Here is an 11,619-nt window from a genome sequence, read left to right as displayed (position 1 = left end):
ACGATTTCCATCGTTGTACAAATTCGTGACACGCCTTGTGATTATTGGGTTTTCTCGGTTTTCATAGCTTGGGGATGGAGCCGGTCGGCGAAGTTTTCCTCGCCGACCGACCCTACCAGGGCTCAGGCCGCCAGCGTCGAACCGGCCTTCGGGCCGCCGTCCGCGGGCAGCACATCAGTGGTGGCAGGGGTCCATACCACATCCGGTTCGGGAACGCCGAAGTCGGGGCCGGATTCGGTCCAGCCCACCACGCCGACGCGGGCGTGACGGTTCGGATCGAACAGCGGATCGCCCTTGATGTCGGTGTAGTTGCGGCAGTGGTAGATCATCAGATCGGTCTCGCCGTCCTCCGCCTTGACGAAGGAGTTGTGGCCGGGGCCGTACTGGCCGTTCTCGGCGCAGGTCTTGAACACCGGCACCGGGCTCTTGGTCCAGCTGGCCGCGTCGAGCAGGTCGGCGTCGCGGTCGGCGGTGAGCAGACCCACGGCATACGGCACGCCGGTGCCGGAGGCCGAGTAGGTGATGTAGATCTTGTCGCCGTGGAAGAGGAAGGCCGGCCCCTCGTTGACGAGGAAGTCGATGCACTCCCAGTCGTATTCGGGCTTGGTGAGCATCACCGGCTCGCTTTCCAGCGTCCACGGATTGGCCATCTTGGCGATGTACAGGTTGGAGTTGCCGGGGATGTCGTAGTCCTTCTGCGCCCAGACGAGGTACTGCACGCCGTCGATCACCTCGGTGGTGGCGTCCAGCGAGAACGAGTCCATCGGCGTGATGATCCGGCCCTTCTCCACCCAGTTGTCGGTGGTGGGATCGGCGTCGGTGTTCTCCAGCACATACATGCGGTGCGTGGGCATGCCGCTGGCCTCGAACTCGCGCTCGGCGGCCGCGAAGTAGATGTACCACGCGCCGTTCACGCGGTGAAGCTCGGGAGCCCAGATGTACTTGCTCATCGGACCGGCCTCATGCTTGCGCCACACCACGGTCTCGGGCGCGGACTGCAGCCCGTTGATCGTCGACGCGTGACGAATCGCGATGCAGTTGTATTCGGGGTCGGAGCCGGTGAAATAGTACTCGCCGTCCACCTTGATCACCCAGGGGTCGGCACGTTGCAGCACTACCGGATTGTTGTAAACAGCCATGTTCTCCTCAATCCTTAGCGTTTCAGTGTTTACAACGATGAATATACCAGATTTACAACGTTGGAACAAATCGGTGAGTTGACATATCAAAGGGGCCGATGCGCGATGCGCATCGGCCCCTCCAATACAAAACATATCCGGCTTTATACCACCGGCGATCCCGTCAGTATTGCACGGCCTTGTCCGGCAACGGCTTGGTCGACTGGCGCACCACCAGACTCGAGGTCACCTTGCGGAACACGGAGGTGCCCTGCTCGGCACCGAACGGCGCGACGCCGTCGATACGGTCCTTGAGCACCTTCACCGCCAGCCTTGCCACCGCCTCCAAGCCGGGCGAGATCGAGGTCAACGCGGGCGTGAGGTACTGGGAGTCGTCGGAATTGTCGAAGCCAATCACCGAGATGTCGTCGGGGACCTTCAGCCCATGCAGCTGGATCGACTGCATCACGCCGGAGGCGAGCATGTCGTTCAACGCCACCACGCCGTCGGGCCGAATTCCGCTGTCCAGCAACTCGTCCATCGCGCGCACGCCGTTGGCGCGATGCCACATGCCGGCGGGAACCACCAGACTTTCGTCAAAGGGGACCCCAGCTTCGTCAAGCGCCTCCTTATATCCCCGGAAGCGCAGCGACGCGGAGCCGATCTCCTCGCCGGGATGTATGCCGACCACGGCGATGCGCCGGCATCCGGTCTGCAGCAGGTACGCCGTGGCGCGTTTCGCGCCTTCGGTGTTCTCCGTGGCGATGTGGTCCACCATATCGGTGAAGATGCGTTCGCCGAGCAGCACCAGCGGGTAGTCCACATCAAGCTGGTCGATGTCGTCCGGCCCCAGCTCCAACGGGCTGAAGATCAGCCCGTCCATCATGGCCTGCTGCGAGCCGTGCAGCGCGTCGATCTCGCCTTCGCGCGAATACAGCGTCGACTCCACGATCACGCGCATGCCCAGCTTTTTTGCCTCATCGATCACCAACGAGCTGAGCTGCGCGAAATACGGCATGGCCAGATCGGGAATCGCGAGCGCGATGATGCCGGTCTGCCCGGTGCGCAGATTGCGCGCGGAGACGTTCACGGTGTAGCCGAGCTCGGCGATGGCCTTGTTGACCTTGTCGCGGGTGGCGTCGGAGACGAACTCGTAGTCGTTGACCACGTTGGACACGGTTTTAATCGATACTCCGGCCGCTTTGGCGACCTCGCGCATCGTCACCACGTGCTGTTCGCCGGAATTGGATCTTCTCGGCATCTCTCGTCTCCTTTAACGTCTCTTCACTTATGACAAGGTGATGTTCATCGTTATACAAGCATAGTCCGGATGCAGCTCCTCGGTGGACTGCAGGTCGAGGACGGGCATCCCTTCCGCGGACCAATGCACGCGGCGCACCTGGGCGTCGCGGCCGCCGTAGCGACCTTCGTTGTATTCGGCGTTGTGGAACACGTAGATGAGGTTGCCGTCCTCATCGTGCGACCACATGCCATGCCCGGTGCCGAGCTGCCATTCGCCGTTGTACACGCCGGACTTCTGCAGCGGATAGGCGAGCTTGGTCCAGGTGGCGGGGTCGAGCAGGTCGGCGTTCTCACCGGCCGGAGCGGTCACCAGACCGGTGGTGTAGTCGATGCCGACCAGCGAGCCCGAGTAGATCAGGAAGATGCGGCCGTCATGCACCACGGCGTTCGGCCCTTCGGCGATTGCGTTGTCCCACGCGTATTCCGGCACGATGATCTGGCGCGGCTTAGAGGTCAGGCGGTTCGGCTTCTTGGGGTCGAAACTCGCGATCCACACGCTGCCCACCTGCTGCCAGGCGTAGTACCAGCGGCCCGAATCGGCGATCACCGTCATATCGAGCGATATGCGCTGCACGGGGTTGAGCGTCTCGCCATCGGGATCAAGAATCGGTTCGGGAACCGTCCAGTTGGCAGGCTCGCGCGGGTCCAAATCACGGCCTTCAGCATCCTGCTTGAGCTGCATGATATGGCAGCTGCCCGTCCACATATCCGGCTTGCCGGCGCGGTCGTTGGCCGAACCGTCGGGATTAGTGCTTGGCCCGTCGAAGCAGGGCATGAACAGGATGGACAGGCGTCCGTCAATCACATGCAGCTCCGGCGCCCAGAAGCAGCCGGTCATCGCGCGGCCTTCGCTGTTGAGGTCGCCGCAGGTGAGCAGATCGATCTCATGCTCACGGCCGCCCGCCGCGTCGGAAAGTCCCGCAATGGACGAGGCGACGCGCAGCGGCATGTGGGTGCGGCCGCCGCGCGGGTCGATGCAGTTGCCATCCTCGTCTTCGGTGGCGATGAAGAGGAACAGCGGCTCGCCGTTCCAATTCCAGGCGAACACCGACGGATCGGCGCGCTCCACCGCGAAGGGCACGGGGTAGACGGTCTGGCGGATACGGCCGTGGATGGCGCGCTTCTCCCCCGCGTTCAGTCGGCCCGCGGCGAGATCGTCGCCCAGGCGGTCGATTTCGTCGGCATCCCAGTCCACGGCGCGTATGGCCATGGAACCGTCGGAATACTTGAGTTCCGCGCACACGTTGCGCAGGCTCGCCACCGCGTCGCGGGCCTCCTCGCCGCGCAGTGCGGCGGGCATCGAGTACGGGCGCACGGACGCGCCGGTGTTGTAGATGCGGCCGAAGCGCGAAATCAGCGTGCGCGCCTCCTTCTCCGTGATGGCGATGCTGTTGCCGGGCACCACGTCGGCGATGCCGTACACGTCGCCGGCCGCGTCGTCCGCGGCGGCGGCCAGGCGGGGCGCGCCCTGCGGATCGAGGCTGGCGGTCAGCGTGCGGCCGACGGCCTTGGTGATGTCGTCCACAACGGCGAGGTATGCCGCTCCATCATCGGAATACCAGCGGATGCGGTACTCCCCGTTGGTCTGGTCGAATTCCACGCTCGGTTTGTTCACGCCGGCGTCGGTGTCGAGCACCACCTGGCCCAGCTGGTCGAAATCGGTCAGATCGCGGCTGACGGCCAGCAGGAAGGACGAACGCTCGGATCCGTCCGATTCGCCGCCACGTGCGGTGCGCGTCGCCGCGATGCCGAAGCCGCCGTCAGACAGGCGGAACAGGTAGGGATCGCGCAGGCTTTTGAGCACAATGTCGACTTCGGGCATCACCGCGCCATAGGCGACCGCGGGACTGGCCTCACGGCCGTCATCGTAGGGGTCGGCGCCGAGGTGGGCGGCGGCGGTGCAGGCGGCGCGCGACCCAGCGCAGGCCGCGCTCGGCACGCCTGCCGCGAAGAAAATGCCGTAATTCTCGTTCAACGGCATCCAGTCACCGCTGACGCGCGAACGCAGCGCGAGATGCATGCTCAGGGCGATATCGGCGTTGTTCGCCTCTTCGCGCTTGGTGGGCTTGCGGGTGTAGCACAGCAGGGAGGTGGTGCCCAACATCGTGACATCCTTCCGGATTGACCTTTTTCTTTACAACGTTGTACACTATAGCGTGAATTACATCGTTGTACAAATTTGACAACACGCAGAACGACTCGCTCCAACGAAGGGGAGAACAAACATATGACGCCAATCGCAGCGCTTCGCCGCACCATCACCGTCACCCTCACAACCGCCCTGATGGCCGGCACACTCGCCGGCTGCGCGCAAGGCATCGGCGGATCCGCATCAGGCGGCATCGGAGAGGCGGCCAACCAGGCCAACACGGCCACCAGCCGCGCCACCGTCACCGAACCGTCCAGCATCTCCCGCGTCTCCGTGCACGACCCGTCAGTCGTCAAAGCCAACGGCGTCTACTATGTGTTCGGATCCCACCGCGCATGGGCCAAAAGCGACGATCTGGTCAACTGGACCACATTCGAGAACAACCTGAGCACCGATTACGACGACATCCTCGGCGGAATCTGGGAGGAATGGTCCAAACAAACCGCCAATCCCGAACTCACCGGCAATATGTGGGCCCCGGATGTGTTGTGGAACGACACCATGAACAAGTGGTGCATGTACATGTCGGTCAACGGCATCAACTACCGCTCCACCATCGTGCTGCTCACCGCCGACGACATCGAAGGCGACTGGACCTACGTGGGCCCGGTCGTCTATTCGGGATTCAACAACAACACCGTCGAACGCACCGACGTGGGCCAGGTGCTCGGCGACGACGCGGACATCACCCGGTACCTCTCCCCCACCGACACGGAGATCAACGCCATCGACCCGTGCGTGAAAACCGACGACAACGGCGACATGTGGATGACCTTCGGATCGTGGTTCGGCGGCATGTGGATGCTCAAGCTCGACCCCGCCACCGGCCTGCGCGACTACGAAACCACCTACGAGACCATCACCGACCAGTCCGACGCCTACTACGGCATCAAATTGGCCGGCGGCTACGGCAATTCCGGCGAAGGCTCCTACCTGTTGCACACCAACGGCTACTGGTATCTCTTCGCCTCCTACGGCGCCCTGCAGCAGAAGGGCGGCTACCAGGTGCGCGTGTTCCGCTCCAAAGACATCACCGGCCCCTACGTCGATGAGCACGGCAACACCGCGGTCTCCACCGCGGAGGTCAACGGCAATTGGACCGGAGACACCGGCATCCGCCTGATGGGCTCGCTCCAGTGGAGCGGCAACGACAACGCGAATATCGAAGTCGCCCAGGGCCACAATTCCGCCATGGTGGACGACGACGGCAACGCCTACATCGTCTACCACACGCGATTCTCCGGGCGCGGCGAGGAGCATGAGGTGCGCGTGCGCCAACTGCTGCCGACCTCCGACGGATGGCTGGTGGCCGCGCCGTACGAATTCACCGGCGCCACCGCCGACACGTCCGGCTACACGCGCGACGAGATCATCGGCGACTACGAGCTGGTCACGATATCCCAACACACCTATTTCAAGGGGCAAACGAATCAGGCCGATATGGACAGCACCGAATACAACGGCGTGGACCAGCCCGTGAACATCACACTGAACGCCGACGGCACCGTCTCGGGCGAGCAGTCCGGCACGTGGGAGGCCTCCAACGATTCGAACCAGGTGACCCTCACCCTCGGCGACGTGACCTACACCGGCGACTTCGCCAAACTGCCGCGCGATGTGGACGGCAAGGAGGTCATGACCTTCTCCGCCCTCGGCAACAACGTCACCATCTGGGCCTCCCAGCTCTAATCACCCCCGCATACAAGGAAAACCATGTCTGAGAACACCGACGAGCGACCGACCGAATACCCGCTGGCCGACGGCCGCGTCGCCATCCACGATCCCGCCATCGTCGAAGAGAACGGCATCTACTACATCTTCGGCACGCACCGCCGCTTCGCGAAAAGCCACGACCTTGTGCACTGGGAGCGGTTCGACAACAATCTGAGCCGCGACCCGCACGCCCTGCTCGACGAAATCTGGCGCGACTGGCCCAGCCAGCCCGAAAATCCCGAACTCGAAGGCAACACGTGGGCGCCGGACGTGATCTGGAACGAAACCATGCGCCGGTGGTGCATGTATCTGTCGGTGAACGGCGCGAATTTCCGCTCCGTCATCGTGCTGCTCACCGCCGACCATCTGGACGGCGACTGGACCTACGTGGGCCCGGTCGTCTACTCCGGCTTCACGCCCGACAACGTGCGCCTCACCGACGTGCCGCGCGTGTTGGGAGACGAGGCGTATGGCGATCTGGCGCGATACCAGTCGCTTAAGGACACGCATATCAACGCGATCGACGCGACGCCGATTCAGTGCGAGCACGGCGAGATCTGGATGAGCGTCGGCTCGTGGTTCGGCGGCATCTGGATGTTCAGGCTCGACCCCACCACCGGCCTGCGCGACTACACGACGCGCTACCCGCTCGTCAAAGACGCCGCCGACCCGTACTACGGCGTGAAGGTGGCCGGCGGCTACTGGAATTCCGGCGAAGGCTCGTATTTTGTGCGCGAGAACGGGTGGTGGTATCTGTTCATGGCGTACGGCTGGCTCGGACGCGAAGGTGGATATCAGATCCGTCTGTTCCGCTCGAAAAACCTCGTTGGGCCGTATTTCGACCAGAACGGCAATCCCGCGATCTCCTCCGGCGAAACCCCCGACAACCACACCCGAGGCACCGGAATCCGCCTCACCTCGTCGGTCAAATGGAGCGGCGGCCCAGCGCGCGATGAGGAGGTCGAAGTCTCGCAGGGGCACAATTCCGCCCTGCGCCGCAGCTCGGACGGCAGGCTGTTCCTCGTCTACCACACGCGCTTCATCGCCCGCGCCGAGGAGGATTACGAGACGCATATCCGCGAGCTGCTGCCCACGCCCGATGGATGGCTCGCCGCCGCACCTTACGAATACCAGGGAGATGCGGCCATGGCACCGTCGGCACAGGAGCGGCTGGCCGGCGAGTATGAGATCGTGCTGCATGATCCGCATACGTTTTTCAATGGCAAGCGGCGCGAGGACGGCTCGTGGGAGGGCGTCAACACGCCGCGCACCGTCACGCTGCACGAGGACGGTCGCGTGACCGAAGGCGGTGTGGTGTCGTTCTACGACACGCCCGCCGCGAATCTGCCGCGCGAGACGGACGGCCCGGCCACCTGCGGCTCATGGCGTCCGCTCGGCGCATTCGAGTCCATGTCGGGCGTGACCTGCTGCCGTGCGGAAATGGCGATCATCTTGGACGACGTGACCTACACGGGCGTGTTCGCCATGCTCCCCCGCGAAACTGACGGCCGCCCCACGCTTACCTTCACCGCCATCGGCAACAACCAAGCGATCTGGGGCGCCAAAGTCTGACCACCAACCCATATCACCGCATGGCAATTCCATCGCCTTCAATTCGCACGATCGGGTTTTTGAGCTCGCATATCCACGCTGACCTGCACCTATCTTGTCTTCCTACAAGACAAGATTGGTGGTCATCTTGTCTTCCTAAACGACAAGATGGTGACCAAACTTGTCTTCTTAAACGACAAGGCCCTGAACCTCATCAGGGTTCAGGGCCTCGCTACCGACTTCTGACTACGCGAATCAGCGCTCGGAACGGTTGATCGCGGAGATGATCGCCTTCAGCGAGCTGGTGATGATCGACGAATCGATGCCCACGCCCCAGATGATCTCGCTTTCCGGCTCCTCGCCGATCTGGCATTCCACGTAGGAGGCGGCCATGGCGTCGGTGCTCGCGGTCATCGTATGCTCCACGTAGTCCATCACGGACACGTTGATGCCCAGGTTGCTCACCGCGTTGATGAACGCGGCGATCGGGCCGTTGCCGATGCCGGAGAGCTCGCGCACGACGTCATCCGAGTCGTCGTTCATATTCACGCCGCGGTCGAGCAGCTTCACCTTGAGCACGGTGTCGGAACCGTCCTCGCCGGACGAGACGGACACCTTGAGCAGCTTGAGGCGGCCCCACTGTTCCAGCGTCTCGTCGGCCGCGTCGCCCACCACGGCGCCGGCGGCCGTCTTGCCGCCCTCCTCGACCGGAAGGTACTCGTCCTTGAAGAGGCGCCAGATGTCCTCGTCCTTGACTTCCTTCTTGGTCTCGTCGGCGTACTTCTGCACGATACGGTCGAATTCGATCTGCAGGCGCTTCGGCAGGTCGAGGTTGTGGTTGGTTTTGAGCAGGTAGGCCATGCCGCCCTTGCCGGACTGCGAGTTGACGCGGATGATCGCCTCGTAGGTGCGGCCGATATCCTTCGGATCGATCGGCAGGTAGGGCACGAGCCACACGAAGCTGTCCAGATCGGCGCCGGCGCGTTCGGCGGCCATCTGACGGGCTTCGAGGCCCTTCTTGATGGCGTCCTGATGCGAGCCGGAGAACGCGGTGAACACGAAGTTGCCCGCGTAAGGGTGGCGCTCGGAGATCTTGATCTGGTTGCAGTATTCCACCGTCTTGCGGATCTCGGGCACATTCGACAGGTCGATCTGCGGATCGATGCCCTGCGTGAACATGTTCAGGCCCAGCGTCACCAAGTCCACGTTGCCGGTGCGCTCTCCGTTGCCCAGCAGGCAGCCTTCGACGCGGTCCGCGCCGGCGAGCAGCGCCAGTTCGGTGGCGGCCACGCCCATGCCCTCATCGTTGTGCGGGTGGAGCGAAAGCACCACGGAATCACGGTCGACGAGATTGTTCGAGACGTATTCCACCTGGTCGGCGAACACGTTCGGCGTGGTCATCTCCACCGTGGCCGGCAGGTTGATGATCATCGGATGCTCGGGCGTCGGCTTGATCACGTCGATCACCGCGTTGCACACCTCGACCGCGTATTCCGGCTCGGTGCCGGTGAAGGATTCCGGCGAATACTCGTAGTACAGGTCGATGCCCTTGGCGTCGCCCTCCAGCTCCTTGCACAGCGTGGCCGCGTCGGTGGCCAGCTTCTTGATGCCGGCCTTGTCGAGGCGGAACACCACTTCGCGCTGCAGCACGGAGACGGAGTTGTAGAAGTGCACCACCGCGCGCTTGGCGCCCTTGAGGCACTCGTAGGTTTTGCGGATCAGGTGCTCGCGCGCCTGGGTAAGCACCACAATCGTCACATCGTCGGGGATGAGCTCACGCTCGATCAGCATGCGGATGAAGTCGTAATCCGTCTCGGAAGCGGACGGGAAGCCCACCTCGATCTCCTTGTATCCCATGGAGACGAGCAGGTTCCAGAAACGCAGCTTACGCTCGGAATCCATCGGATTGACCAGCGCCTGGTTGCCGTCGCGCAGGTCGACGGAGCACCAGCGCGGCGCGCGTTCCAGCCTCTTGCCCGGCCAGGTGCGCTCGGGATAGTCGAACGGAATCTGCTGGCTGTAGGACGCGTACTTGTTGTACGGCATCCTGCTGGGCTTCTGCGGCTCACCGATGAATCGCGCCGGAGGCAGCAGCGGGTCGTTGTTCCCTCCGTTGGACGTCGCGGCGACCGCCGCGAGATCAAACACCGACGATTGATCCTGACCCATCGTTCCTCCTTTGCTTGAGTGTCGTGCCGGTCTTCCAAACCCGGCTCATAGTCGTTTACACGCATGAAACATGCGTGACTCCCCATCGTACAGCCCATCGGCCCCAAACAACACCAAGCGTCTCACCGCACGCCCGACCGTTCAACGGCGGCGCAGAACGGCGCGGACCACGGCGGCGAATCCCACGGACAGCACGCCGGCCACGGCGGCGAACACCTGCGGGCGGCGCAGTTCGTTGCGCAATCCGATCGCGTCGGTGACGCAATGGTCCTCGAACCACACGCGCAGTTCATCGCTCGAATAACGGCCGACCAGCTCGCCCCATGTGAGCATGCGCGTCTCGTAGGCGGCCGGATCGTTCTCATGGAATTCGAACAGACGCACGCCGCGATAGCGCGACTTCGGCCCATAGCATTCGAATCCGCAGGTGGGCGCGTAACCCAAATCGAGCCCATGCACATGGCCGACGAACGAGTTTTTGTGGTCGTGCCCGCAGAACAGTGCGAAATAGCCGCCCGCCTCGCGCAACGCGGCGACTTCGCCCACGTTCTCGTCCGCGCAGCCGATGGCCTCACCCAGTCGCGAACCGGGGCGGCACACGTCCCTGTTGAGCACATAGCAGCGCCCGGCGAAGGCGCGGGCGCCTTCCACGGCGTTCGGCGTCCACGCAGGCACCTGGGTCAGGCAGTCGTAGAACTCCTGCGGCGGAATGTGCTGGAATGCGATGGCGGGCACCGGCCGCCCGTCGCCGTTGCGCTCCCCCAGCGCGCGCTGCACGCTGCCGAGCCATGCGATCGCTTCAGGCGAGGGTGTGCCGTAGCCGTCGGAATCGGCCAGATCGAGGCCGCGCGGGTTGACCACATAAGCGGGGTATTGCGCGTCGTTCTCGTCGGGGTCGCCCGCGTAATCGCCTGAGTTGACCATCATCACGCTCATCGCCACACGACCAGATCCATCTGAGGATTCGATGGGCACGGCGAAGGTACCCGGCTCCAGCGCCAACGCGTCGTATGCCTCGCCGTCTTGAGGAAGAACGGGGTTGAGGCAGCCGGGGAATTCGCGGTAGATGCCGTCCTGTTCGGCGGGCAGGATGCCGCACTGGAAGTCGTGGTTGCCGTAGGTGGCGGCGAACGGCACGCCCGCCTCGACCACGGGTCCGAGGAATCCGGCGAAGGTGCGGCGCACCTTGTCGTGCGCCTCATCCATGAGCTCGCCGAGTGTGGCGGCGCTGTGCGCGGGGGCGGCGACCGGAATCGCCTCATGCGCGTCCGCGGGCAACGCCTCGCCCGCGGCCTCGAGGTTCGCGTTCAACGCATTGCGCTGGCGGATGCCGCGCAGTTTCGCCTCGACCAGAGTGACCGCGCGCACGCGGGCGCCGGGCGTTTCGCTGCGGCGGCGCAGGAAGGTGTCGATATAGGCGGGGTCGTATCCGCGGATCTGATCGCCGGTGAACACCACCAAGTCGGGGTCGGCGGCGCGGATGGCCTCGCGGATCATGCGAATCGTGTCGGGCAGCACATCGGGACCGTCCTGCACGTCGGCCATCTGCAGCACGCGGAACACGCCATTGTCTCGAAATCGCAAAGTCATAGTCCCACTCTAGACACCAAACGCAGC

General features: G+C 63.7%; 7 protein-coding genes. 2 read left to right on the top strand and 5 right to left on the bottom strand.

Going from position 1 to position 11,619, the window contains the following annotated elements; translation table 11 throughout:
• Positions 1 to 122: 122 nt before the first annotated feature.
• The 3 genes from AC1AV0_RS10000 to AC1AV0_RS09990 all read right to left on the bottom strand — a co-directional run bounded on the left by AC1AV0_RS10000 (position 123) and on the right by AC1AV0_RS09990 (position 4,524).
• Positions 123 to 1,139 carry a glycoside hydrolase family 43 protein gene (locus tag AC1AV0_RS10000; protein ID WP_476573601.1) on the bottom strand — a complete coding sequence of 339 codons (1,017 nt, stop codon included), beginning with the start codon at positions 1,137 to 1,139 and terminating at the stop codon, positions 123 to 125.
• A 163-nt stretch (positions 1,140 to 1,302) separates the two neighbouring features.
• A complete protein-coding gene (locus AC1AV0_RS09995; protein WP_476573599.1) occupies positions 1,303 to 2,379 on the bottom strand; it encodes a LacI family DNA-binding transcriptional regulator in 1,077 nt (358 codons plus the stop codon).
• 27 nt (positions 2,380 to 2,406) lie between these two features.
• Positions 2,407 to 4,524: a family 43 glycosylhydrolase gene (locus AC1AV0_RS09990; RefSeq protein WP_476573597.1), complete on the bottom strand. Its 2,118-nt coding sequence runs from the start codon at positions 4,522 to 4,524 to the stop codon at positions 2,407 to 2,409.
• 123 nt (positions 4,525 to 4,647) lie between these two features.
• On the opposite strand from AC1AV0_RS09990, the gene AC1AV0_RS09985 reads away from it, so the two are divergent.
• Both AC1AV0_RS09985 and AC1AV0_RS09980 read left to right on the top strand, forming a co-directional pair.
• The gene (locus AC1AV0_RS09985; protein WP_476573595.1) at positions 4,648 to 6,258 is read left to right on the top strand and encodes a glycoside hydrolase family 43 protein; all 1,611 of its coding nucleotides are present in this window, start codon (positions 4,648 to 4,650) and stop codon (positions 6,256 to 6,258) included.
• Positions 6,259 to 6,282: 24 nt separating this feature from the next.
• Positions 6,283 to 7,854, top strand: a complete 1,572-nt coding sequence (locus AC1AV0_RS09980) for a glycoside hydrolase family 43 protein (protein ID WP_476573593.1) — start codon at positions 6,283 to 6,285, stop codon at positions 7,852 to 7,854.
• Between the two features lie 234 nt (positions 7,855 to 8,088).
• Here AC1AV0_RS09980 and leuA read toward each other — a convergent pair whose 3' ends face one another.
• On the bottom strand, positions 8,089 to 10,002 hold the full coding sequence (leuA, locus tag AC1AV0_RS09975; RefSeq protein ID WP_476573591.1) for a 2-isopropylmalate synthase: 1,914 nt from the start codon (positions 10,000 to 10,002) through the stop codon (positions 8,089 to 8,091).
• Between the two features lie 141 nt (positions 10,003 to 10,143).
• Positions 10,144 to 11,592, bottom strand: coding sequence for a metallophosphoesterase family protein (locus AC1AV0_RS09970; RefSeq protein ID WP_476573589.1), 1,449 nt, complete (start codon positions 11,590 to 11,592; stop codon positions 10,144 to 10,146).
• Positions 11,593 to 11,619: the final 27 nt, after the last annotated feature.

The sequence above is a fragment of the Bifidobacterium sp. LH_558 genome (assembly GCF_056356295.1).
This window is presented reverse-complemented; position numbering and strand designations above follow the sequence as displayed.